Source organism: Butyricimonas faecihominis (assembly GCF_033096445.1).
GTDB lineage: Bacteria > Bacteroidota > Bacteroidia > Bacteroidales > Marinifilaceae > Butyricimonas > Butyricimonas faecihominis.
Genome location: NZ_AP028155.1, coordinates 1,938,927 through 1,964,543 on the forward strand (window position 1 = coordinate 1,938,927; position 25,617 = coordinate 1,964,543).

A 25,617-nucleotide genomic window follows, 5' to 3' on the forward strand; every position below is an offset into this window, starting at 1 on the left:
AACATACGCCATTAATTTAGAAACCATTTGAATAATTAGGATAAAACACCATTTGAATCGAGATAATTTTGCAAAAATCTTTGGCACAATAAAAAAAATACCTACTTTTGCAGTCCGAAGTGAGAAAATAATAACATAAGAAATATTGCAATGAAACGTACATTTCAACCATCCAACAGAAAGAGAAGAAACAAACATGGTTTCAGAGAAAGAATGTCTACCGCTAACGGTAGAGCAGTTCTAGCTAGAAGAAGAGCTAAAGGAAGAAAAAAATTGACTGTTTCTGACGAGCGCAGACACAAGCATTAATATAAAAAAAGCTGCTTTTACAAGCAGCTTTTTTTATTTGTTCCTTTTCCCCCGCAACCACAATTACAACTGCATCCTTTCCCCTTCTTTGCATTCCGGAACAAACGATAAGCACCTCTTCCCGCAAAAACAAGTGCTATCGCCACAATTATATACGTCAATATTAGTTGCATTTCCATTCTCTAATTTTAGATTAATAATTCATGATAGGGAACACGTTCTAAATAATCAAGTCCAATACCTGTTTTATCACGAAACATACGCCCCAAGCCAGTACCGTCGTGTATCCCATCACGAAAAACGCCCATTTCATTCCAATCTCTTTACCGATGGCAATCAAGGCCGCGAAACAAGGGGAATAAAGTAACACGAAAATCACAAATATAATGGCAGTAACCGGAGTAAACCCGTGTTCCCGCAAACGCATTTCCAACGTCGCGTTTGACGACCCGTCATCTTCCTCCATAACCTCTTCCCCTTGGTACAGAACGGCCATCGTGCTAACCACGACTTCTTTTGCCGCAACCCCGGTCAACAAGCTCACACCTGCTTTCCAATCAAAGCCAAGTGGTGTCCAAATAGGCTCCATCGTTCGCCCTAATCGACTGATATAAGAATTTTCCTGACGTTCACTCACCTCTTGTCGATGCAAGCTCTCCAATTTCGCTTCTTGTTCTTCCTTCAGCATATCTACATTCCCGATCCCAGAAGCAATCGTTGCCTCGTAAGCCCTCGTCACCTCGGCCTTCTTTTCATCATACTGCGCTTCCAACTCTTTATCCACGGGAAAATAGCCCAAAGCCCAAATCAGTATGGAGGCAAACATGATAATACCTCCCATTTTTTTCAGGTATTGCTCGCCTTTACTCCACATATGCCGTACGGTCGTTCTCAAGGTTGGCATTCGATACGGGGGCAACTCCATCACGAACGGCACTTCCTGTTTATGGAAAAGTACCCGTTTAAACAACTTAGCCATCACGATAGCAGCAAGAATTCCAAACAAGTATATTCCAAAAAGAACTAACGCCGCGTAATCTTTAAAAAATGCCCCGACCAACAGGATATATACCGGAAGACGAGCACTGCAAGACATGAAAGGATTGATCAGTATGGTTAATATCCGGTCACTCCGGTTCTCCAGCATACGCGTTGACATGATCGCCGGCACATTACACCCGAATCCCATGATCATCGGAATAAAACTTTTCCCGTGCAAGCCGAGCTTATGCATCAATTTATCCATGATAAAAGCCGCACGAGCCATATATCCCGTGTCTTCCATGAAAGAAATAAACAGGAATAATATCAATATATTCGGTAAAAACACGATCACGCTCCCCACACCACCGATGATACCATCCACTAATAAATCCTTTAAAGGTCCCGCACTCATCTGGTTATCGACAAATTCACCTAAAGCACCGACCCCGGTCTCAATCCATTCCATCGGATAACTTCCCAAGCTAAACGTGGCAAAGAATGTCACGAACAAGAATAACAAGAAGATCGGGAATCCGAACAATTTATGCGTGACAATAGCATCAATATACTCCGTTTTACGTCTTCGATTCACGGGACTTTCCTTGTATGTTTCTTTTAACGCCCCGGAAATAAAACCGTACTTCGTATCGGTAATAACCGACTCGACTTTCTCTCCATAGGTTGTTTCAATCCGTTCAACTCCCTCTTTTACGACCTTCAATAATTTCTCCCGTGAATGATCCCGTTGCACGAATTCCAACACGTCCTTATCCCCTTCCAATAACATCAGAGACAAGAAACGGGGAGACATATTACAGATCAAATCTTTTTCATCTTTCAACTCGGCTCGAATAGCCACGATGCTGTCCTCAATCTCTTTCCCGTAGTTTATATGGATATGGCGTACCGTTTCACTTCTTCCCTCGTACACCTCGATAACTTCCCGTAACAACTCCTTAATTCCTTTCCCCTTTGACCCGATCGTGGGCATCATCGGCATCCCGATCATCTGTCCCATCTCCTGATAATTGAAAGTTGCCCCGGAACGTTCCAGCTCATCATACATGTTCAAAGCGATCACACCCTTCACATCCATATCAATCAACTGCGTGGACAAATAGAGATTACGTTCCAAATTAGACGCATCTACCACGTTAATCACCACATCGGGTGCGTTATTCATAATATATTCCCGCACATACTTTTCTTCATTCGAGTAAGCAGAAATAGAATACGTTCCCGGTAAATCGACCACGTTAAACTCGTAACCTTCAAATCGAAACGTAGCACTCTTCGCATCCACCGTTACACCTCCGTAATTTCCCACGTGTTCCTGAGAACCACTCATGTAGTTGAACAGTGTTGTTTTCCCCGCATTGGGGTTACCGACAAAAGCAACATGTATATGTTTATCTCGACCTTCCCAATGCTTGGCGAAAGCTTCTTCCGCATCACGGGCGCTACCGGACACCCCGACAATATTAGTAGCCTCCTCAAGAGATACGATTTCAATAAACGCTGCTTCTTGTCTCCTTAAAGAGATTTCATAACCCATAATTGCATATTCAATCGGATCATTCAAAGGAGCATTCTTCACGGCCTTCACCACTTTTCCCCTCACGAATCCCATCTCGTTTAATCGTTTCCGAAAGGCCCCATATCCTTTCACCTTGGTAATAACGGCACTTTCTCCGGTTTTCAGTTCTGACAGTAACATATAAACATCTTGTAATTAGTATCGCGAATGTAAAAACTTTATTTTTATTTTTTCTAAATAAACACAGAATAATAACGAGAATTTCATCATTAATAATTATAAAATTTATTAATAAAAGACTTTCCAGCCTAAGTGTCTCCCGAAATTTATAGAGAAAAACAACGAATCTTTTCTTTTTTACTCCGTATAACCAACAAATAGTTTACTTTTGTAATATGAAAACAGAAGATATAGAAAACCAGGGCGAGCAAAAATGGAAAAGCGTGAATCAATTGCTATCACGGGCGGGTTCGCGCTTAAATATCCTAGAAGAAGAAATTGATGTAGAAGTACAACATCAATACATGGATCTTTTGGAGCATCTCATCAAAGGTGGAGACTTTAAAGCGTTGAGAGAAGACGCGATAGTACACGTCCAAGATCTATTTGACGAGGCCGTTGATGACGAAAAGAAAAAAACTTTGTTAATCCTATTGTCCATGGTCGACGACATTTCTATATACCGGAGCATTGAATCGTTCCAGAAACAAGATACCCCGATCAAACCGTGGGCAACCATAGCATTGCAACAATCCCGGATGCTGATTCAATCCAACCTGCTGGACGAATCGACCGTGTTCGTATCCACCGGTCTGGGTGGTCACGACACGTTGTTACGTTATTTTTGTGTCTATGTTGCCAACAAGGGGGTCACGCTACAACCTTTCCAGTGGGATATTGCCCAAAAAGAGACAGAATTGGTCATTAACAAAAGCCAAGGAGAGATTGAACAAATCGAACAATTCGAGAAATACATCACGTTTACCCTTCTGTTACCAATCGAGGCTAACCTGAAAGAGATTTTCAATTCGATTATAGACGAGTGTAACACTTACGGGAACTTTTTAAGCGAAAACATCATCATCACGAACGTGAAAAAACTTTCCACCAAAGAGATTGAGGATTTCTTGGAAACTAAATCCCCTCCAAAGCACAAATCAAGACCATTCTAGTCCAGCATCAAGCTTATGAAAGGACTACATTTTTTGAAATAAGGCTCCAACTCGGGAAAACGTTCCGGGTGGTAGCCTAAAAGCAATTGCGTCAGTTCCTGCACGGACACCTCCACCTCTACCTGCTTTGCATTATCACAGACACAATCCCCTTTCCCGATTACATATATTCCCGTGTTTTCCGGAATCCAGTCATCCGTTACTTTCAGCACGAGATCCTGCTCCGGATTATTCACGGCATACAAACGGAGCATTTGTTCCACGTCCAACACACGTGCCATTCCCCGGTGCTCATCCGCCTTTCCGGAAGGAAGTACACGGCAATATATCTCCGCCGCATCCAGATATTTCATCACTCCCCACAAAGCCACCCGTTTGACATCCTCGGAGTCATACATTCCATCCAGTACCAAAGCATGATTTCCTCTCGGTTCGGCAAAAGCTATCCCAACAATATTTTTATCGCTATACACGACAATCAATGCCCCTCCATCCATTCGCAAACTTTCCACGATCACCTCAAAATCTTCCCGTTCGTGCAGCACGCAACAAGGACGTAAACGCATCATTGACTGAAAATAATTAAACAAGTCATCCGTTAACAACCCCACCTCCCGAATAGCTTCCACCCGAAAATGATCCGCAACCGGTTTATCCAAAATCGTGTAATGTTCCGGGGTATAATCAAAAACAGTCGCGTACCCCATCTTTCCGTAATAATCGTACAACCATTCACTGGCCGGAATTAGGGTACTCACGGGAATCTTTCTTCCTCTCATCACGTAGAAAGCCTCCCGCAGTAACTTCGTCATCACACCCCGGGCCCGGGCCAACGGATGAGTACAAGCCCCCGAAATATACCCTGTTACAATTTGTGTCACGCCAAAAGTCATAGGGTAAAGAGGAGTTTGTAAAGCAGCAATAGCCGCACCTTGTTCATCCCAATACACCAGAGCATTCTCCTCTTTGTATTTTTTGTCAAAATAGAATTGAATGAACTCTTCCGTATCATCAAAACACACCCTCCATAACTCCATGACTTCCCGTTTCATCATACTCGTATTTAAATTAAACAGCCTTTGAAATGAGAGATTTTCTCATTTTCAACTTTCAATTAATTCGGCATACCCTTTCTCCAATAATATCACCGGACGATAAGATAGTTTCGCCTTCCTCAATCCCGGTATTCCCAAATCTTCCTCCCGGTTTAGGTAAACATATTGTTCCGGGATATGTCGTGCGAACTCCTGATTCAAAATATTATACGAACCGTCAATACGACTATCGGCCTTCTCGATATGAACGGCAAAGGTATCATGATTCACCGGAGCGCCATACGTGAACCCGACGATTTCATCATCCACCCAGAGCGCTCCTCCAACCAAACCAAGAGCATCAAAATTTCGCAACGCAATATTCAGTGCTTTTCGCTCGTTTATCAAACTCTCCTCTTCCTCACAATCATGCTCTTCACACCATTTTTCCTCTAGTTCCAAACAATGCGGGATCAAATCTACGGTTAATGGCGTGTACTTGTAATTATAGGTGCGTTTGAACTTATTCACGTGATTCCGTTTAGGTTGAAAATTTTTACCTTTCAATTCAGCCAGCTCCTGACGGGAATAAATATAATCAAAATAATCCCGATCCAACCGATAATCAAAACTTCCCGGGAACTCCCGGTTGAACCATTCCTCCAACTCAGGAAAAACTCCATGTACTCGTAAAACGTGCCCTTCGGCCTTTGCTTGCTGTTTCAACAATTCGATCACATTCTTCACATCCCCGGTTCCCACGGGCATCGTGTACACGACACTCTCCTCATCCAATGTAAAACGCACCACGAGGCAATCATCAACCACAGCATAATGACTATTGGTCAAGAACTGCCACGTGTACAAGTTCACAAACGAAAGATTGCAATCCCGGTTCCCACATGCCAAAAAATAAGTCGTTATTAATTCTTTATCCTCTATTCTGATCGGTTTAAAATCTATCATATCATTACTTTTAATTTCCGTCACAAAGATACAATCTTTCTCAATTTATAAAATTTCTTCCGTATGTCTAAAATCAGATGGACACACTCTCTATGGCTAAAACGAAAACTAAAAAGAAAAGTTTATATTTTAGGAGCCAGAAACGCTCCCACCCGTGATATGTTTGCCTCTTTACGACAGTCATTAATCGTGATACGAATAGTCTCCACGGCTATATCCGGGATACGCAACAAACGTTTATAACCAATCGTCCCCCCTTTTCCCAACACCTGCCAAGCACCGTTCACCAACCCTTCCACGGTAAACGACTCCACCCGCTGCCCCCGGCTAATATCTTCCTGCAACAAAATCGTGTTTATCGTACATCCCTTCCCCAAGGTATATTCTTTACTTTCTCCCTTCCGGGCAGTCCACGCCCGGGCCCACCGGGAAACAAAATCTTTCGCGTACATCTTTTCCAGATACTCTCCGAATTCTTTTAACCGAGTGACATCGGTCTCGCAAAGCACACCCCGCTTGTCAGGTGACACGTTCAGTAATAAAGAAGAATTACATCCCACGGACTGGAAATAAACCTTCACCAACTCCGACAAAGATTTTACTTTCGAATCTTCCCTCTCGTGATAAAACCAACTAGGACGAATAGAGACTGACACCTCCGAAGGATACCAGAACAATTCCGTCGCACGATCAATAATCTCTTTTCCCCCAAGATCCCGGGAAAACACGCTTAAACGCATCTCTTCATTACGCTTGATCGCATCCGGATAACACCCCGGAACCAATGCGACGGAACTCCATTCGGCCTCACGCCCTCTCGCACTTTCATTTCCGCTCCAACGAATATCATCACCATAAAAAGCCGTAACCGCATTAGGCTGTAACTTATGAATCGTTTTCAATATCAATTCCCAGTCATATTCCTGTTTTTTCCCGTCAATGCCTATCTCATTAGTCCCATCCAACCAAATTTCATCTATTTTCCCGTACTCGGTCAATAATTCCGTCAGTTGTTTCACGAAAAACTCGTTGTACCGGGGAGAGTCCCCGCAATAAGAAATGTTCCGATCCAAAAGGGATAAATAGATCCCGAATTTCATCCCGTTCCGGTCACAAGCTTTTTTTAATTCCCGAACCACATCGCCTTTCCCGTTTTTCCACGGAGAGGCCGTGACGGCATGACGAGTCGTTTTTGTCGGCCACAAACAAAAACCATCATAATGTTTGGCGGTCAGCACGACGGACTTGAGTCCTCCCGCCTTTAACGCCTTCACCCACTGCTCCGCATCCAGCGCTATCGGATTGAACATCACTGGAAATTCCTTACCGTCACCTCGTTCTTTCCCGGTAAACGTGTTTATTCCAAAATGGATGAAAGCTGTCAATTCCAACTGTTGCCAAGCTAATTGTTGCTTTGTCGGGACTAGTCTTGCTGCCATCTCCACTTTCTCCTCCAGTGTAACCTTCTCCGGGAAACGAACATTTTTTTCAAAATATTTCCCCTTCTGAGCTTCGGCCGACAAAGAAATCACACATAAAAAACACCAAATTATATAGCATATTCTCACAGCAGGCACAATTATTGTTATAATAAATGTAAAAATAAATAATTTTTCTCATTTAAACAACAAAAATCTAATTATTCACGTATAAAACTAAATAATATAATATCAATTAATATGAGTACAAACAAAATAATCGAAATCCTAGGAGATCAAAGTGATTTTCTATTGAACCACACCTGTAAAACCATTGATAAATCGTTACTTCACATCCCGTCACCCAATACTATTGATGAAATTTGGATGTCATCCGATAGAAATACCCGTACACTGAACAGTCTGCAAAGCATCCTGAGTCACGGTCGTTTGGCAAATAGCGGCTACGTGTCCATTCTCCCCGTGGATCAAGGAGTTGAACACTCGGCAGGAGCGTCTTTCGCCCCGAATCCTCTCTATTTTGATCCGGAAAACATCATAAAACTTGCTATCGAGGGCGGGTGTAACGCCGTGGCATCGACATTCGGAGTACTCGGGGCCGTGGCTCGTAAATACGCTCACAAAATCCCGTTTATCGTGAAAATCAATCACAATGAATTATTGACCTACCCAAATCGATACGACCAAACACTATACGGTACGGTAGAAGAGGCATGGAATATGGGAGCCGCCGCGGTAGGTGCCACAATTTATTTCGGCTCTCCGGAAAGTCGCAGACAAATACTAGAAGTATCAGAGGCATTTGCCCATGCACATGAACTGGGTATGGCGACCATCCTCTGGTGTTACCTTCGTAATGAAAGTTTCAAAAAAGACGGGATAGATTACCACTCGGCAGCAGATTTGACAGGCCAAGCCAATCACCTAGGGGCAACGATCCAAGCTGACATCGTAAAACAAAAACTCCCAACGGTTAACGGGGGATTTACCACACTTAAATTCGGAAAAACGAATGAGAAAGTTTATACCGAACTTACGTCCTCCCACCCGATAGACCTCTGCCGTTACCAAGTGGCCAACAGCTACATGGGACGCATTGGCCTGATCAACTCCGGGGGTGAATCTAAAGGATCATCCGATTTAAAAGAAGCTGTCATAACAGCCGTGATCAACAAACGAGCCGGTGGAATGGGACTTATCAGCGGACGAAAAGCCTTCCAGAAACCGATGAATCAAGGTGTAGAATTACTAAATGCTATCCAAGACGTTTACCTAGACAAAAATATCACGTTAGCTTAACAGGAATAGCAGTCTAGGAGGGTGTGTCCAACTTTTGGGGCACACTTAAAAATGGCACACCCTCTTTGTATAATATCTCTTACTACTCTCTTCGGTATCTCTTCGTACTCTCGCTAATACATGAACCAAATTTCAAGAAAAAATTAAAAGCAAATTAACCAGTCACACCGTTAACCTATCGTTAACCTACCTACGAGACACACTGGAATATCCCTTGAAAATCCCTTTCAATATAGGAGTAAAATACACGACCGTCTGTTTTTTATTCTTATCTTTGTGAAGAAGACATAACCCCGGTTCACCATGGATGAAAGAGTACTCGATAAGCTAAAAATACTCGCTGAATCAGCGAAATACGATGTATCCTGTGCTTCTAGCGGAACCTCCCGTTCTCACAAAAAAGGACAGATCGGGAGCGCAGAAGGGTGGGGTATATGTCATAGTTTCGCAGAAGACGGACGCTGTATCTCTCTACTGAAAATCATGCTCACGAACAACTGTATCTACGATTGTGCCTATTGCATCAATCGCAGGAGCAACGACCTGCCGAGAGCCACGTTCTCCGTCACGGAACTCGTGAACCTGACGATAGAATTCTATCGCAGGAATTACATCGAGGGCCTCTTCCTCAGCTCGGGAGTAGTACGCAATCCAGACTACACGATGGAACGTTTGGTAAAAGTGGTAAAGGACTTGCGACAAGTGTACCGCTTTAACGGATACATCCATTTGAAAAGTATTCCCGGCGCCAGTCAGGAACTGGTCAACGAGGCCGGCTTATACGCAGATCGCATGAGTGTAAACATCGAAATCCCCAACGAGCAAAGCCTGCAACTTCTTGCCCCGGAAAAAGACTTTCAAAGCGTGTTCACCCCCATGCGCTACATCCAGCAAGGAATGTTACAAAGTGCCGAGGAACGAAAGAAATACCGCCATGCCCCCCACTTTGTCCCCGCGGGACAAAGTACACAGATGATCGTGGGAGCCACTTCCGATTCGGATAAGGACATCTTACACCTAACCTCTGCACTCTACAAACGTCCAAGTATGAAAAGGGTATATTATTCGGGATTCGTCCCCGTCAACGGGTACGACAACCGCCTACCGGCTCTAAAACAACCACCTCTCGTGAGAGAAAACCGATTGTATCAAGCCGATTGGCTACTCCGGTTTTACAATTTCAAGGTTGACGAAATCGTGGATGATTCTTATCCAGATTTAGACTTGGAAATTGACCCGAAACTAGCTTGGGCTCTTCGCCATCCGGAAGCATTTCCCGTGGACATCAACCGGGCGGATTACGAAATGTTATTGCGTGTTCCCGGGCTTGGAGTGAAGTCTGCCAAGATGATTCTCACGGCCCGCCGCTATTCCCGTTTGGGGACATCCCATCTGAAACAGATCGGTGTCGTTCTCAAAAAAGCCCAGTATTTCATCACGTGCAATGAACTACCTACCCGAACCGTTAACGAAATAAAACCCGAAAATGTAAGGCGGATTCTGACACAAAGAAGAGCAACCCGTGTCGACGATGGTCAACTGATCATCCCCTTCGTTTATTAATTGAATTAGTCCGACTTCATGGCACTTGAAATCGTAAATCTAAAATCGCAAATCTAAAATTAATATGCTCATATTCCGGTACGACAAAACCTTTGAAGGACTGTTAACAGCGATTTTTGACGCTTATAGCATCAAAAGATTTCCCGATGTATTGCTAGCAGAAGAAGAAACACCACCTCTATTCTATGATGAAATCATTACGGTCATTACGGATGAGGGAAGAAGTAACCGGGTATGGAAAGGACTTCAAAAGAAACTATCTGCCTCGGCCCTTACCAGTCTTACAACCTGCTGGCTATCCGAACTCCCGGAGATTGACCTCGTACTATTCCGTTACATTCACAAAGCCATCGACGCACCCCGCTCCATCGAACTCAATTTCGGGGACCCCGACGTGTTGGAACTCTCCAAAGTCTGGAAAAAAGTAAACAACGAACGGTTGCGGGTCATGCAATTCCTGCGCTTTCAGAAAGCAGCCGACGGAACCTATTTCGCCGCTTTGAAACCACTATACAACGTGATCTCGCTCGTGATTCCCTATCTCCAAGATCGTTTTGCCGATCAAAAATGGTTACTCTATGACCTCAAGCGGGAATACGGTTATTATCACGACCAGTCAACCATCACCGAGGTACACTTTGAACAAAAAGAAGGACATCTTCAAAGCGGTTTCCTCGACGAAAGCATCATGGATCAAGACGAAAAACTTTTTCAAAAACTCTGGCAAACCTATTTCAAGGCAATTACTATAAAAGAACGCCTGAATCCTAAACTACATCGCCAAAATCTCCCTGCCCACTTTTGGAAATACTTGCCGGAGAAAAAGGGATAATAATATCCCTTCTTATCATGTTGTCGGCTGAATCTCATCCCATTCTGCCCCATCACTTGCCCCGATCAACCAATTGAAAGCATAATGCCGTTCCATCACAACACCACCATCCAATGACGCCGGGGTCTCCTCGCCTTTTACACGGGCATCCACGCAAGCCCAATCATAACGTAACGTCAGATCAGCCTCGTCCAAAATCTCCTGCCGATCCCGAATTTCACCTAACCCCAACACCGTCCCGTTCTCCTTGTGATCAAAAAATAAGCGAGCGATATACGGAACGTCACAGATCGCCGAAGGATAAGGTAAATCAATGATTCCCAGAGTCCATAATAACACGGCACAGCACTCGTAACGCCACAAGAACTGGATGCAATCATACTGTTCCGGCGAAGGAGTATCAAGATACGCCCTCTCTAACGGAGTAAATTCATCCATGATATGATACCCCTCGTCAACCCGGGCCACAAACCCTAAAGCCTCTTCCCGATCCGGGTTTTCCGATAACATCACCTCTGAATACAAGGCTACGGCAAACAAGGCTGCCGCACGACGGGCTATTTCTTCCGGCTTTCTTATCATCGCCTCACAATCCAATACCTCGCAAGGTAAATGTTCCATATAAGGCACTCCCGCCTCTTTCAAACGTACGAAAGAACGTTCCCGACGGGCTTGATCCACGTCTCGCTCCTCCGGACGTCCCACCTCTAACAAGTCGGAATTCGCCACCGGCCGGAAAGTCTCGTATTCACTCTCGCCCTTAACGGAAAAAAGCAACTTCCCTTTGCTATCAAAAAGACTCATACTCGGATAAAGCAAAAAGCCATTCACATCTCCCGCCACGTCATAAAACGTGTTAATGATGTAACTCGTCCGGTCTCGGTTATCATCCAGTTCGAACTCGATCCCCACGATACAATTAAAACACTGTATCTGACGAATCACCTCCTCTTTAATGGCAGTCAAGGGAGTGTCTACCCGCACAAAATAATTTACCATACCTTCCGTGTGTTCAGCTACTTGATCAGCTTGACTTCCCGACTCCATCATAGAGCAACGGATCATCGTATCATCCTGCAACAAGATCATCCAGCGATCATCTTCGGGAGTAAACATCTTCGTCACTTCCTGAAAACGCACACGCATAGATTCGGCAACACGACTGAAATCCCCGATTACCGTGTAAAGAGTTAAATTTGCTTTTTCCATATATTCCTTTTTAATTTAGAGCAAAGATAGACAAAATACAAACCCTCCCTCTATTTTTCGTTGTTATCCATACATCAAATCACGTCCCACTCTGGTTGAATTCCTAACAACCAATTAAAAGCATGATTTCGGTGCATTGCAATATCGGTATCAATATTTCGAGGCATTTTCTTGTTCTTATCCATAGCTTCTACACACGCCAAAAGATAATGCAATGTCACATCAGCTTCATCCATGATCTCCCTTCGCCCCTTCCGGTTAGGAAAACCCGTTTCCCAATCAATTTTAGACGAAGTCGCATAAAACAGATCCATTACTTCCAGCATTTTTACCACCTCGCAATGCTCGGAAGGAAATGACATATTCTTGATCAATCCCAAACTCCACATGAAAACATTACATTCCTCAAATTGCCAAAAAAAACGTAGATGATCATTCTCCTCATTATTCTTCGAAAATAAATAATCCTTTTCCTCCTGTACACAATTTTTAAGAGGTTCGAATCCATCCTCTTCCATATCGTGAATCTGCTTCCACCACGTTTCCACACCTTCCTCACCGAAATTCAATGCACAGAACGCATGAGAACCGGTTGAAACAATGGCCATAATTCGACCGATCACGCTCTCTTCTATTCTAATTCCGTATCGCGTGTAATCTACTTCCATCGGTTCTAAATTTTCAAAAGCCACCTTCTCATCCTTCAAGCGTTTCATCGTACGAACCCGACGTTCTTTGTTCTCGCTATCATCCGTCATGAAAAATTTCTTCATAAAGAAATCTGTATTAATCATAGGACCATACGTGACAAGGTCGCTCTTCCCCTCGTCATTAAATACTAATTCCCGTTTTCCCGAGTAAAAACTCATGTCCGGGAAAAGCAAAAGTCCTTGTAATTTATCTGCCATATGGAATAATACATCACACATCATGTTCTCCCGATTCCTGTCGCCACGCTTATATTCAACTTTCAATACCGTGGTAAACACCTTGATTTGAAAAAGCAAAGAACTTTTCACCTCCTCTTTTTGAGTCGGGACACGCTCAAAATAAGACACCAATTCAGACGTATGTTTGCTCACCTCCTCGGGTTCACGCTCTTTGTCAAGCAATTGACACTTCACCTCGCTTCGATCATTCAACACGTATTTCCAACGATTCCCATCAAATTCTCGTGAATGTATAAAACAATCAAGCATTCGATTTAATTCAATGGCTACTTGCCCTGAATCTCCAGTCACACAATAAAAATACACGCATTCATTATCCATAAGTTTGCACATTTAAAATTTCATTAAAGATAGTAATTAATTTGATTCATCATGCAAACAAATAGCCATACAGCTTAATTTTCGCCAAATAAATGCCTTTCTATATATTCTCGTACTCGAACATATTATTTTTGCTCCGGCAAAATCTCTATCCAATAACCATCCGGATCACTGATAAAATAGAGTCCCATGTCCGTGTTCTCGTAGCACACACAATCCATCTGCTTATGATAGGCTCGGACAGCATCATAGTCTCCGGGAACACGCATACAGAGATGAAACTCCCCTTCTCCTAGATCATAGGGTTCCTTGCGATCCCTCAACCAAGTTAATTCCAATAGAAAACCCGTCTTCTCTTCCCCCATATACACCAAAATAAACGAACCATCCGAAGCCTCCATCCGGCGTACCTCCTTTAATCCCAACGCTTCCTCGTAAAAGCGAATACTCTTATCCAAATCAAGTACATTAAAATTGAAATGATCAAATCTACCCTTTACTTCCATATATTAATTTTTAATTTATAATTTTAGATTGAAGAAATTTACCCATTCTAAGCTCTAAATTTTAACCTCTTCTCCCCTGTAAGTCAATTCCACGAAACGCACGCCCCGGCTTTCCGCATATTCTCGAAAAGCATTGGCACGGACATACTCTTCATCGAAATGCATCGGAACAAACATCCCCACACGAAAACGATCCACGAATTGCTTGGCTCCCAACATATATTCCAGTCCTAACCGGGGATCAACGGGAAACATCACAAGATCCATCCGGTCTGTTCTCCGGGCAAGTATCTCCAATTCTGCCAAGTAAGTATTTTCCGCCTCACAAACTTCCTCTTCTGTCGATTCCTCCTTCCAATGCCAGTTATTCAAATCCCCGGCATGAAAAATCAATTTCCCATCCAGCCGTAAAAGGAAAGAAATACCTAAATCCGTTGATCCGAAGGCCTCTACCTCCAACACCCCATCCAACCAAGTCTCGCCTTTTGATAAATAACAAGCATCATTCAATCGAGCCAACCCATTTTCAAGAATATCCGTTGAAAAAACATACTGAACGTCCGGATGCATCACCTTCCACTCCAACACCTCCGGGTTAAAGTGATCAGCATGAGAATGAGAGGACAGCACGTACAATTTTCCGGGTCGTTCGAGCAACTCATCATGTACAACTCCCGTCAACAGTTGCGATGCCGAGTCTTTATAATAATCAATGATTACCGTAAAATTCTCTCCCACCAAGGCAAAACCACTATGGTATATATAAATTAATTTCATCCTATTTTCTATTTTTCTATTATATACGAAACACTTCCGTCACAAGTTATTTTTTCTTAAAGATCAAGTGTTCCATGATCAACACGGTAATCACCCCCATCACGAAACCATTCCCCACGATCGGCTTGAACAAAGAAGGTATCAGATTCAACACTCCCTCCGGGGCAAACGACAACAACAAAGCAACCATCAACGGCAGCCCCACGACTACCCCGCTATCAAAATCCGTGATCGCCTTTTCCCTCACCAACATCTGTAACCCGGCGGCCAATTGCGTTGCCATCAAGTAGAGCAAAATCGCACCCATCACCACGCCCGGTATCGTCACCAGCATTCCCACAACAGAAGGGAAAAAAGCACACAAAATCAACCCGGCCCCGGCAGGTAACAAGGTATAGCGAGAAGCGCATCCCGTGGCAGAAATCACCCCCGGGCTCATGGAATAATCCACCGGGCCTATCACGCCGAACAAACCGGACAGGACGTTCGTCACTCCTACGATCCCGACACCTCGTGTGGTACGCTGATCCATTTGATCAGCCTGTAACATATGTCCTACGGCTTGTATCGAACCAAGCTCGTTCACAATCAAAGCTATATAACAAAATAAGAAGGCCAGAATCGTCCCCGCCTCGAAGTTCAATGGGAAATTAAAAACAGTCGCTTGTTCCGGTATTATCCCAGCTCCCGTTGAAACCAGAGTCGGGAATCCAAACACCCCGTAATACACCAACACTCCCCCCACAATTCCCCATAACACCGTGGTTGACTTCCATATTCCCCGTAATAATTTATTCCCGATCACCAAAGCCAGCACCATCACCAGCGTGAAAAACAAATTAAACAAGGCATGTATCGCATCTCCCAACACCAGTTTCAAGATCACCGGTGTCAGCGTGAAAGCGATCAAAATCAAGATCACCGTAACGATACGAGGCGTAAACACGAATTGCAACTTCCCCAATAACCCGCTATATGCCAGCACGGTCAAAACCAAACCGCCCACCATAATCCCCGTGTAAACAGCCGGAATCCCCGACGACACTGTAGACAAAATCCCAATTAGCAACACCGATGCCGGCCCAATGATCAGCGGTAACCGATGTCCCCACAACACCTGTACAATCATCGCTATCCCCATGATCCCGAACAATTTTTGCAAATAAAATGTCTGTTCTGCCACATCCGTGTAATGAAGTTGCGACACAATAATTCCCATGATCACCACACAAGGGAGAGAGACAATCCACCACTGCAACCCGTACATCAACATGGGTAAAATCCCCGGCTTATCATTCAACTCGTATTTCATATTCTTCGAATTTTAATACGTAAAAATAGCACTTTACAGATTTCTATTCAAAAAAAACGAGAACATTTAAAATATTATTATTTCTCATGCGTCTACAATAGAAGTATCCGAATGTCTCTTTGATGTGGACTATTCTCCGGAAAAAAATATATGCGCTCATTGGTCTGGGAAGAACTTGACAAAGCTTTGGCAGAACTTCCCGATGAACAATGCGTTGTATTCGAATTGAATGAATTACAGAACTTTTCATTCAAGGAAATATCAGAAAGTACTGGCATTCCCGTCAACACCCTTATTTCCCGGAAACGATACGCCATTCTCTATCTCCGGGAAAGACTTTACAATTTACACGAGGAACTGCTTGATGAATAAGTACTTTCGACCCGAAACCCTCAAGCGATCACCATCCGTCATCAAAAGCTCTATCCTCATCACATTTTCAAGACACAAGGAGCGAGAACTTCCACTAAAAATCCGTATGTTTGTAAATAAAGTTTCTAACCATTTAAACAATATAAGCACATGGACGATCAACAAAAAGATCAGAAAGTATTTCGCCAAAACCTAGATGAAAAAGGAAGTTTCCAGACGCTATTCCAAATATATTTATTATTTACCGAAAAAGGTACCCGCCCCGACGGGAAGAAGATCCAAAAGGCATTATTATCCAAATTCGAAAAGGTAGATATAGTAGCCAACGTGAAGGATTCCCTCTCAACTTTTGCTATCTGGAAATACATCGTGGAATACAAGGATAAGCAACGCCTGCCCGCACAAGTATTGATGTCCGACTTCGAAAACTTCGACGGAAACAATATCGACTTGATGCAACGCAGCCAGCTATGGGATTGCCCGGAAAAAGACGAGATTCTCGCCAATTGCAAATATAAAATCATGCTTTCCGACTTCATGGCTTCCGGTCTCCCTTATAAAGAACGTTGTGCCATGTTAACGGAATGGCTGGAAACTACCCTCGAACTATTTCCGGACTGTGTTGCCGTGTGGACTCCCTCAAGCGGCAAACTGCTAACCCGTGAACAGGTTTTAAACAACCCGTGGGCCGCTCCCACACGATTTCTTCATTTCGGGATGAACATCCGTCTTTTCAACATACAAAACACGAACGACATGATGGTGGACACGCTCGGGCTATACGCTATCGGTTTACCCGACATCCAATACCATTTCCACGATTTGGATCCTAACGCCGTGGTTAACCATGCCTACAACGCCACGGCATACATTTTCGACACGGACGCTTCTATCAAGGACGGGGAAACCATCGACGGGATCTCGGAACAAGGTATTGACCGCAGCATACAATGGAAATGCCAATACGAACGATCCCTCATCCAACCCGACCGGGAAGTCATGGACATCTGTCCCGGACAATACGCAGCAGGCGCAAGGGAATAATCCGAACATTTATCAAAAACACACGTACAAGACAACAGCAATCAAAAACAAAAAAACACATGAAAGTAATAGCAATCAACGGAAGTCCCCACCCACAGGGGAACACCTTCCATGCTTTAAAAACCATTGGTGAGGAATTAAAAAAAGAAAACATAGAGTTTGAAATACTCCAAGTCGGGAGCCAGAATATTCACGGGTGCATGGGATGCAATATGTGTTTCCGGAACAAAAACGAGAAATGCGTAATCACAACCGACTCATTCAACGAACTACTACAAAAGATCAAAGACGTTGACGGCATTATCCTAGGTTCACCCGTTCATTTTTCCGGTATCGCCGGAACCATGAAATGCTTTCTCGACCGGGCATTCTACGTTTCCGGGGCTAATGGCAACTGGTTCCGTCACAAGGTCGGTGCAGCAATTGTTGCTGTTCGTCGTTCAGGAGGTTCGCACACACTTGACGGGCTGTATCATTATCTCACGTATTCTGAAATGCTTATTCCCTCATCTAATTACTGGAACATCATCCACGGGTTGAAAGCCGGAGAGGCCATTCAAGATGCAGAAGGAAACCAAATCATGCGAGTACTTGGGAAAAACATGGCATGGCTACTGAAAATGAGAGAGCAAACAAAAGATATACTTGCAACCCCGGAAACTGAAACCAAAATAATGACAAACTTTATCCGGTAAATGTAAACACACCTATCTCTTTCGCAGAGAAATTATACTTTATCATGAAAGAAAATAAATACGATGACGAGAAATTCTTCCATCAATATAGTCAAATGTCCCGTTCCATGGATGGCCTAAAAGGAGCCGGAGAATGGCACGCATTACAAAAAATACTCCCGGACTTCCAAGGGAAACGAGTACTGGATTTAGGCTGTGGTTTCGGGTGGCATTGTCAATATGCTATTGAACATGGCGCAGTCCACGCCTTGGGAATTGATCTTTCACACAAAATGTTGGAAGAGGCCACCAAACGAAACAACTCTCCTCGCATCGAATACAAATGTATGGCGATCGAAGACTTCGATTACACGCTAGAGAGCTATGACATCGTCATCAGTTCTCTAACCTTTCATTATTTGGAATCATTCCCGGATATTTGCGAGAAGGTACGCCGATGCCTCACTCCCGGTGGCACCTTTGTTTTCTCCGTCGAGCATCCCGTGTTCACGGCTTACGGCAGTCAAGACTGGTACTATGACGAGCAAGGAAACATCCTCCACTGGCCGGTAGACCGCTATTTCTCGGAAGGAAAACGAGAGGCCATTTTCTTGGGCGAAAACGTGACCAAATTCCACAAGACACTAACCACCTATGTAAATGGGCTTATCCAAAACGGTTTCGAAATCACCGGACTCGTGGAACCTGAACCAGATAAAACTCTTTTGGATTCCATTCCGGGTATGCGTGACGAGTTACGACGTCCCATGATGTTAATCATCTCCTCAATCAAGAAATAATAAACTTAATAACGATACACAACATAATAATGCCTATCTCCCGATCCCGCTATGAACAAACCGATAGCGAGTAAAATAACTACGCCAATAAAAAAAATGGAAGAAGCGATGAGCGAAACCGATCCCAAAAGAAACAAAATAGAGACAATCGAGGCTCTCCAGAAATTCCGGATTATAAAGTAGTTCATCACAATTTGCACGCACCGAGCCACCAAGAATCCACAAATTAAATACACTCCCATATCCACATCAGCCAAGTAAAAAATAATCGCCAAAATGACCGCAACGACATAGGAATAAACACCCACACTCAAATTATACCCGGATTCATGGCAAATCTCACGAATAACTTGAAGATTTAATAGAAGTTGCTTTAACAAGACAAAACCATATAGAAAAAAGTTGACAACCGTCCAAAGCCAACCGACCTCATCAGGAAAGCAGAACCACGGTAAACCATTGTAACCGAAGAAAAAAATAAGTTCCATGACGCCGATAGCTACAAGTCCGAGGCCCCCCACAATCCATTTTATTTCCAGAGAATCACGAAACATCCGTCGAACCAGCAAAGTAAAGCATAACGTCAATAGAATCAGTAAAGGCAAATAACTAATCGGTCCCTGTTTAAACAATCCCCATAATCCACGAAAAAAGTCGTCAGCAGATTGTTGTTTCGTTCCCCTAAGCGGCATAATATACTTTTTACTGACATAAGCCTGTTTTCCATCAAACTCTACTTGCGCCCATGTTCCCTCCATTTTCAACACGTGGACCGTATCTTTAGAAGCTAATTTTCCAATCACATCAAACTCGCTTCCCGCACCGGAACGAACATGAAGAGAACCACGTGAAACCACCCGGTAATCTAGAGCATCCACAACTAATGAAAAAAAAATACAGAGTAATAAAAAACAATATTTCATAATGATCCCCAATTTATTCACTAAACGCCAAGTAAATATTTACAAATATATAATTTTTAACGGAATCTCGTGTTTTACTAACGTAATTTATCACAAACATCAGGAGGGATGCATGAAACAGAATGAATAAAAAACAGGTTCATATTTGAACCTGTCTCAACACGAAAACACCTAATTCTAATACAGATACAACTTACGAAGTTTCTCCACATCCACCCCCAACTGCTGCACTAAAAACTTATCCATTCCGCCATAATTCTCGTCTATCGTGGTTAATGCCATTTCGATATACTCTTTCTGCACGGAACTAATATAATACATACATTCTGCCATCTTATTATCCCCGTATAGAGCTTTCATTGCCTCCATCGTCACACCCGTCAACTCATTTGTCAACATATAGTCTTCAATGATCGTTTCTCGGTCAACACCTAAAGCTGCCAAAAACAAGGCTGCCGCAAATCCGGCCCGATCCTTTCCAGCCGTGCAATGGAACATTAACGGAGTCTTGTCTGCCTCCATCAACGTCTTGAAGAAAGATTTGTATTCTGCCTGAAAACTGATTACAAACTCCCGGTTCCCGTCTACCAGATATTGTTTAGCCCCCTCCACACCCCCTCTTCTGATAACATCCGAAACATCAATGGAAGACAAATTTCCGGGTTCGATCGGATAATTAATACAATTCACAGTTGTCGTGGGAACCTTATCCGGTTCTGCCTCTTGTTCGCTACTTGAACGGAAATCGATCACAGTCTTTAAGGGGATCGTTGCCAAATACGCTAAATCATCTTCCGTGAGACTGTTACATTTTCCTGAACGGAACACCAATCCCCACTTCACCCGGCGTCCATCCTTCGTTTTATAACCTCCCAGATCCCGGAAATTAGACTGTCCCACCATCGGCAATTGTCTTAATCCCAAGGCCGTTCTAGCTCCACCGGCCCATTCCAAGCAATAGAGCTGATATTTTCCCGTGTTCAATTCTGTCGTTCCCTTCGTATTTCCTTGTAACAAAGGTTCATCAAAAAGAATAGAATTACTATTTTCCCCGCCATACACTTTCCACTCTCCCTCTTTTAATATTTCAATACTGGTTTTCTTAGACTCTTTATCGGCCTTTATTGTTGCATAAGAGCTTATATTCGTCCCCGAATACAAATTCGTATTAATTGAATCATCATCTGAACAAGCCAACACTCCAACCAACATGGCAAAAACAAAACACCACTTACTCATTTTTAATAAATACTCTTTCATAATCTTTTTTTCTTTTCATTTAACGCCACAAAGAAAAGCTTGTAATATTACCGAACGATTACATTCTTGTGAAAGAACAATTACAACTATTTATCCTCATTCCCTTGTATTATACCCCGGAATAACGTAATTTTACCATATGATCATCAGTGCAAGCAGAAGAACAGACATCCCTTCATTCTACTCAACATGGTTTTTTAACCGTGTTCGGGAGAAACACGTTCTTGTTCCGAACCCCTTCAACCCGAAACAAATCAGCCGGGTCAGACTAACGCCAGACGTGGTGGACTGTATTGTATTCTGGACCAAAAATCCGACTCCGATGCTTGATAAACTTAACCATCTAAAAGAGTTCAAATATTACTTTCAATTCACACTTAACGCTTACGGAAAAGAAATTGAAACCAATCTACCTTCTTTCGAACAAAGAATAGACACCTTCAAACGCCTCTCCGACCTCATCGGGAAAGAAAAGGTCATCTGGCGTTACGACCCGATCTTGACAAACGAAACCTATAACACGGATTTTCACAAAACTACTTTCTTCAAAATTGCCACACAGCTCAAAGATCACACCGAAAAATGCATGATTAGCTTTATTGACTATTACAAACATATCCGTCCATCTCTCTCTTCCCAGAATATACACCCGCTTACACTGGAAGAGATTCGGGAAATGGCATATTCTTTCCGGCAGTCCATCTCCTCGACCCCAATTCAACTAAACACCTGTACCCGGAAAGTAGACCTTTCCGATATGGGAATTCCTGCCGGAATGTGTATTGACCGGGAATTAATAGAAAGACTCACAGGCTACCCGATTTCCGCACAGAAAGATAAAAACCAACGAGACGTTTGTCGCTGTATTGAAAGTATAGACATCGGCTCCTACGACACCTGTTTCAATGGCTGCCTCTATTGTTATGCTAACACAGCCAAACACAAACCGTTCCGTAACCTACAAAAGCATGATCCCGCCTCCCCGAAACTCATTGGACAGGTAAACGATGACGACATCATAAAAGATCGAGCCATGTATAGCCTCAGACGTGATCCCACGTTATTCTGACAGAATTAAAGCCACCCTTTCAGCTCATCGGGCAACATCGGCATTGCCCCCGTCTGACTACAAACAAAAGCGGAAACCTCCACGGCAAAACGATGAGCCTCAACCATTGATCTCCCTTTCAAAACCGCAGCACAAAATGCTGCCGTGAAAGAATCCCCGGCTCCCACCGTGTCTGCCACCTTCACATGAGGGGTATCCAGAAATGACCGTATATCACCCGCAAACACGTAACTTCCCTGCACCCCACACGTAAGTATCAACACCTCCAGATCAAACCGATCCATCATCTCCCTACACCTCTTTTCTACCGATTCTTCCGACAATTCTAATAAATCGGATAAAATACCCAATTCTTCATCATTCAATTTCAATATATTACATCGGGCCAAAGAATCTTTCAAAACCTCTACCGTGTAAAAATGCTGACGAAGATTTATATCAAAAACTTTATACGCCCTCCCGGACATAGCCTCCAAAAATCGGTTCAACGTTGCACGAGTCACCACATTCCGTTGCGCCAGAGACCCAAAACAAACACAACGAACCTGACAAGCCAATCGATCAAGTTCTGGGGTGTACGGCACGTTATCCCACGCCACGCCCTGTTTTATTTCGTAACAAGGAATCCCCTCTCCATCCAGCGTAACTTCAACGATACCCGTCGGGAAAGGCACTCGTTCCACCCAATAGCGTAGCCCCTTCCCGTTAAAATTTTCCAGAATCTCATCTCCCAACACATCTTCCCCCACAGCACTCACCACCCGGCTATCAAAACCGAATTGCGACATATGATAAGCAAAATTAGCAGGAGCACCGCCAATCCTTTTTCCTTCCGGAAACACATCCCAAAGAACCTCTCCGATTCCCACGATAATATCATTCATCATCACGTGTATTTAGTCATAAAATGCATATACAAAAGAAAGCAATTGATATGAAAAATCGGTATTTCCCCAAACAAATATTTTAAGAAATACCGATTTTTATAATCATTAACCACTACCAAGTTTTACTCTTATATTCCATATCAACAATTTCATCGTATGGTCCCATAGCTTCATAAGGTACAATCATATCATCCTCCTTCGGTAATGGGAACAGTCCCTCTGCTGGATCTTGAGGCATTCCATTAGAACTGATCCAAAAACGATAAACATACCCTTTATCCCCTTTATTCAATGCTATAAACATCATGTAAGCATACGCATCCTTGATATGCATCTCTACTACATTAACATCAGGATCTTTAAAATCATGGAACAATATTCGGGTATTCGTAGCCGTATTCAACAACCATATTTTATCTTTCACGGCATAAAATATATTCTCGCTATTAGGATGCGGATACACAGCGGAAGTTTTATCCAATTCAACCTCATCCGGAATCACCGAATGTCCAAGTACAACATACTTATATGGATAACCACTTGTATAATCAGTCCCAAAGTCATATTTATGTACTTTACCCGCCTGATCTTTCATAAGTGCAAAAAGAGTCTTTTTACAACTTTGTCCCATATAAAGCGTGGAAAAATCTTTTAATTCTCCTATAGTATAATACTGGTTACTAGATACGATACTTAAATTCATCGCACCATTCTCCCATAATAAGAAGCGTCCACCTTTACGATCTAGAAATACATATTTTGAACCATAATAATCATAGAAATAACCATAATTCGAAATATAATAATCAGAATTATCCGGTAATGACTTTTCCACACCAAACTTATACGGAGTATAGCGAGTTGTACAAAAGTGTAGTTTTCCATCAGCTACAATAAAATACTGACTAAAATTCTTATCCGTGAGTAAAAACTCAATATCACAACTTGCCTTTGGTTCAAAAAATAACTCTGATTGATCGGCAACCCATGTCAAATCAAAAGGACTCAACTTTTCAGCTCCGTCATTTTTCAACACCAAGCAATTATCATAATAAGGACTGGAAGAGGTGGCAAAATAAAATAAAGATTTAGCATTTTGAATATTCTTACCATTCGTCTTTGAATAAAGATTATACAGGGGTTCTCCTATTCGGGAAAACTCATTCGCAGATGAAAGATCATACTCATTCGTCGTACCCGGAACCTTACACAATAATAAATAAGTGTACTTACTGATTGCGTCCGTTACCTCAACATTAAAACGTTTATAAGTTGTAAGCCCAGTCGCTGTATTCATAATTGAATATCGTAAATCATAATTTGCCGGAGCCAATGTAATTTCTTCATCAAAATCCTTACTTGTTGAAAGTAAATGATACTCCGGATTCAATTTATTCTGGATCGCAAACTCCCACTTAAACTCTAATTGTGATTCGTCAAAACCATTTAGTTCCAATGTCATAGGGATCGACAACCGTTCCCCCATCTTCAAACGATAAACAAGCTCGTACTCCCCTTCTATGGTTACTTCGTCCACCGTTGTGTAATCGTAATTTCCTTTATCCTCGTAGCATCCAGCCTGCAATATCGACAGGATAGCTAACAAAAACATATATTTTTTCATTTTCTGTATATTATCTGGTTAGAACGTAACTCTATTTCCATTTTCATCTGTTAATGGATTATCCTTATGCTCATTATTATATTTCACGAGGGCTACTCGTAATTCATCTTGGAAATAATATAACTCACCTGCTTCATACTTATTATCTCCCGTGGTCGGAAATTCCGAAATACCAAGCACATCAATAATAAATTGATATTTTACCAAACTAGGTTCTCCGAAATAAGTTTTCAAGCTATTCCAATTAGAAGGAATTGTCAAACGATCATTAAATGTTACGATAAAACACAACTCATCTTCTCCCATTTCACCTAAAAAATCACCAGTAGGAACAATATTTATACCAACAGTCATGTCCTCATTTTCCTTTCCTAGCTCTTTTAACGTACTCTTTATATGATCCCGATAAAGTTTAATAACAATCACACTATTCACACTATCCTTCTGAAGAACACATTCTTCTATCGTAAAATGCCCTCCATTTTCAGGAGTTCCCTCCTTTGCATATAACGTACGTTCTTTATCTAATTCTACCGTCACAATACGATCTGCCGAAGTCGCAACTCCCGTTACACGAATGGGGACCTTAATCTCGTGAACCATATATTCTTGTGGTTTTACGGCAAACGAAAAGGTAGTACTATCTCCTGAAGCCACATAAATCTTATTACCTCCTTTAAAATCGAACTCATCTCCTTGACTACAAGCAAAGATCAACGAGCAGAACAAAAGTATTAATATCTTATTCATAATA

At 42.7% G+C, this 25,617-nt stretch carries 25 protein-coding genes; 10 read left to right on the plus strand and 15 right to left on the minus strand.

Translation table 11 applies throughout. The features are described 5' to 3' along the window. Nucleotides 1-150: 150 nt before the first annotated feature. The gene (gene rpmH, locus R8806_RS08150) at nt 151-309 is read left to right on the plus strand and encodes a 50S ribosomal protein L34 (protein ID WP_071595963.1); all 159 of its coding nucleotides are present in this window, start codon (nt 151-153) and stop codon (nt 307-309) included. Nucleotides 310-326: 17 nt separating this feature from the next. On the opposite strand, the gene R8806_RS08155 is transcribed toward rpmH, so the two are convergent. Both R8806_RS08155 and feoB read right to left on the minus strand, forming a co-directional pair. Then, nucleotides 327-488 carry a FeoB-associated Cys-rich membrane protein gene (locus tag R8806_RS08155; RefSeq protein ID WP_124316708.1) on the minus strand — a complete coding sequence of 54 codons (162 nt, stop codon included), beginning with the start codon at nt 486-488 and terminating at the stop codon, nt 327-329. A 41-nt stretch (nt 489-529) separates the two neighbouring features. Next, nucleotides 530-3,010: a ferrous iron transport protein B gene (gene feoB / locus R8806_RS08160; RefSeq protein ID WP_124316709.1), complete on the minus strand. Its 2,481-nt coding sequence runs from the start codon at nt 3,008-3,010 to the stop codon at nt 530-532. Nucleotides 3,011-3,225: 215 nt separating this feature from the next. Between feoB and R8806_RS08165 the strand changes: the two genes are divergently transcribed. Next, the gene (locus R8806_RS08165) at nt 3,226-4,002 is read left to right on the plus strand and encodes a hypothetical protein (protein ID WP_124316354.1); all 777 of its coding nucleotides are present in this window, start codon (nt 3,226-3,228) and stop codon (nt 4,000-4,002) included. On the opposite strand, the gene R8806_RS08170 is transcribed toward R8806_RS08165, so the two are convergent. The 3 genes from R8806_RS08170 to R8806_RS08180 all read right to left on the minus strand — a co-directional run bounded on the left by R8806_RS08170 (nt 3,999) and on the right by R8806_RS08180 (nt 7,570). Beyond that, nucleotides 3,999-5,057 (minus strand): GNAT family N-acetyltransferase, encoded by a 1,059-nt coding sequence (locus R8806_RS08170; RefSeq protein WP_124316355.1) that lies wholly within the window; start codon nt 5,055-5,057, stop codon nt 3,999-4,001. The two genes, R8806_RS08165 and R8806_RS08170, sit on opposite strands and share 4 nt — an antisense overlap. Before the next feature lie 48 nt (nt 5,058-5,105). Then, complete coding sequence (locus R8806_RS08175; protein ID WP_124316356.1) at nt 5,106-6,002, minus strand: DUF2156 domain-containing protein; 897 nt, start codon at nt 6,000-6,002, stop codon at nt 5,106-5,108. 122 nt (nt 6,003-6,124) lie between these two features. Beyond that, complete coding sequence (locus R8806_RS08180) at nt 6,125-7,570, minus strand: alpha-L-fucosidase (RefSeq protein ID WP_229783033.1); 1,446 nt, start codon at nt 7,568-7,570, stop codon at nt 6,125-6,127. A 111-nt stretch (nt 7,571-7,681) separates the two neighbouring features. Between R8806_RS08180 and R8806_RS08185 the strand changes: the two genes are divergently transcribed. The 3 genes from R8806_RS08185 to R8806_RS08195 all read left to right on the plus strand — a co-directional run bounded on the left by R8806_RS08185 (nt 7,682) and on the right by R8806_RS08195 (nt 11,135). After that, nucleotides 7,682-8,740, plus strand: a complete 1,059-nt coding sequence (locus R8806_RS08185; protein WP_124316357.1) for a class I fructose-bisphosphate aldolase — start codon at nt 7,682-7,684, stop codon at nt 8,738-8,740. Nucleotides 8,741-9,043: 303 nt separating this feature from the next. Further along, nucleotides 9,044-10,303, plus strand: coding sequence for a putative DNA modification/repair radical SAM protein (locus R8806_RS08190; RefSeq protein ID WP_124316358.1), 1,260 nt, complete (start codon nt 9,044-9,046; stop codon nt 10,301-10,303). Between the two features lie 64 nt (nt 10,304-10,367). Next, nucleotides 10,368-11,135 (plus strand): TIGR03915 family putative DNA repair protein, encoded by a 768-nt coding sequence (locus R8806_RS08195; protein ID WP_124316359.1) that lies wholly within the window; start codon nt 10,368-10,370, stop codon nt 11,133-11,135. A 15-nt stretch (nt 11,136-11,150) separates the two neighbouring features. Here R8806_RS08195 and R8806_RS08200 read toward each other — a convergent pair whose 3' ends face one another. The 5 genes from R8806_RS08200 to R8806_RS08220 all read right to left on the minus strand — a co-directional run bounded on the left by R8806_RS08200 (nt 11,151) and on the right by R8806_RS08220 (nt 16,210). Continuing rightward, complete coding sequence (locus R8806_RS08200) at nt 11,151-12,344, minus strand: DUF4272 domain-containing protein (protein ID WP_124316360.1); 1,194 nt, start codon at nt 12,342-12,344, stop codon at nt 11,151-11,153. 74 nt (nt 12,345-12,418) lie between these two features. Next, the gene (locus R8806_RS08205; protein ID WP_164719596.1) at nt 12,419-13,615 is read right to left on the minus strand and encodes a DUF4272 domain-containing protein; all 1,197 of its coding nucleotides are present in this window, start codon (nt 13,613-13,615) and stop codon (nt 12,419-12,421) included. Nucleotides 13,616-13,740: 125 nt separating this feature from the next. Continuing rightward, entirely contained in the window at nt 13,741-14,121 is a 381-nt protein-coding gene (locus R8806_RS08210; RefSeq protein WP_124316362.1) for a VOC family protein, read from the minus strand. 54 nt (nt 14,122-14,175) lie between these two features. Then, on the minus strand, nt 14,176-14,898 hold the full coding sequence (locus R8806_RS08215; RefSeq protein ID WP_124316363.1) for an MBL fold metallo-hydrolase: 723 nt from the start codon (nt 14,896-14,898) through the stop codon (nt 14,176-14,178). Nucleotides 14,899-14,944: 46 nt separating this feature from the next. Next, nucleotides 14,945-16,210, minus strand: coding sequence for a uracil-xanthine permease family protein (locus R8806_RS08220; protein WP_124316364.1), 1,266 nt, complete (start codon nt 16,208-16,210; stop codon nt 14,945-14,947). A 150-nt stretch (nt 16,211-16,360) separates the two neighbouring features. Between R8806_RS08220 and R8806_RS08225 the strand changes: the two genes are divergently transcribed. The 4 genes from R8806_RS08225 to R8806_RS08240 all read left to right on the plus strand — a co-directional run bounded on the left by R8806_RS08225 (nt 16,361) and on the right by R8806_RS08240 (nt 19,100). Further along, entirely contained in the window at nt 16,361-16,582 is a 222-nt protein-coding gene (locus R8806_RS08225; RefSeq protein WP_124316365.1) for a sigma factor-like helix-turn-helix DNA-binding protein, read from the plus strand. A gap of 150 nt (nt 16,583-16,732) precedes the next feature. After that, nucleotides 16,733-17,626 carry a DUF4261 domain-containing protein gene (locus tag R8806_RS08230; RefSeq protein ID WP_124316366.1) on the plus strand — a complete coding sequence of 298 codons (894 nt, stop codon included), beginning with the start codon at nt 16,733-16,735 and terminating at the stop codon, nt 17,624-17,626. 59 nt (nt 17,627-17,685) lie between these two features. After that, entirely contained in the window at nt 17,686-18,321 is a 636-nt protein-coding gene (locus R8806_RS08235) for a flavodoxin family protein (protein WP_124316367.1), read from the plus strand. 44 nt (nt 18,322-18,365) lie between these two features. Continuing rightward, a complete protein-coding gene (locus R8806_RS08240) occupies nt 18,366-19,100 on the plus strand; it encodes a class I SAM-dependent methyltransferase (protein WP_124316368.1) in 735 nt (244 codons plus the stop codon). A gap of 5 nt (nt 19,101-19,105) precedes the next feature. Here R8806_RS08240 and R8806_RS08245 read toward each other — a convergent pair whose 3' ends face one another. Together R8806_RS08245 and R8806_RS08250 are read right to left on the minus strand one after the other, a co-directional pair. Next, nucleotides 19,106-20,023 carry an SH3 domain-containing protein gene (locus R8806_RS08245; protein ID WP_124316369.1) on the minus strand — a complete coding sequence of 306 codons (918 nt, stop codon included), beginning with the start codon at nt 20,021-20,023 and terminating at the stop codon, nt 19,106-19,108. Nucleotides 20,024-20,200: 177 nt separating this feature from the next. Next, nucleotides 20,201-21,283 carry a tyrosine-protein phosphatase gene (locus R8806_RS08250; RefSeq protein ID WP_124318015.1) on the minus strand — a complete coding sequence of 361 codons (1,083 nt, stop codon included), beginning with the start codon at nt 21,281-21,283 and terminating at the stop codon, nt 20,201-20,203. Nucleotides 21,284-21,422: 139 nt separating this feature from the next. Between R8806_RS08250 and R8806_RS08255 the strand changes: the two genes are divergently transcribed. Further along, nucleotides 21,423-22,352, plus strand: a complete 930-nt coding sequence (locus tag R8806_RS08255) for a DUF1848 domain-containing protein (protein ID WP_124318016.1) — start codon at nt 21,423-21,425, stop codon at nt 22,350-22,352. A 5-nt stretch (nt 22,353-22,357) separates the two neighbouring features. On the opposite strand, the gene R8806_RS08260 is transcribed toward R8806_RS08255, so the two are convergent. The 3 genes from R8806_RS08260 to R8806_RS08270 all read right to left on the minus strand — a co-directional run bounded on the left by R8806_RS08260 (nt 22,358) and on the right by R8806_RS08270 (nt 25,613). Beyond that, nucleotides 22,358-23,236, minus strand: a complete 879-nt coding sequence (locus tag R8806_RS08260; protein WP_124318018.1) for a carbohydrate kinase family protein — start codon at nt 23,234-23,236, stop codon at nt 22,358-22,360. 115 nt (nt 23,237-23,351) lie between these two features. Beyond that, a complete protein-coding gene (locus R8806_RS08265) occupies nt 23,352-24,863 on the minus strand; it encodes a PKD-like family lipoprotein (protein WP_124318017.1) in 1,512 nt (503 codons plus the stop codon). An 18-nt stretch (nt 24,864-24,881) separates the two neighbouring features. Beyond that, nucleotides 24,882-25,613, minus strand: a complete 732-nt coding sequence (locus R8806_RS08270) for a DUF4843 domain-containing protein (protein WP_124318487.1) — start codon at nt 25,611-25,613, stop codon at nt 24,882-24,884. Nucleotides 25,614-25,617: the final 4 nt, after the last annotated feature.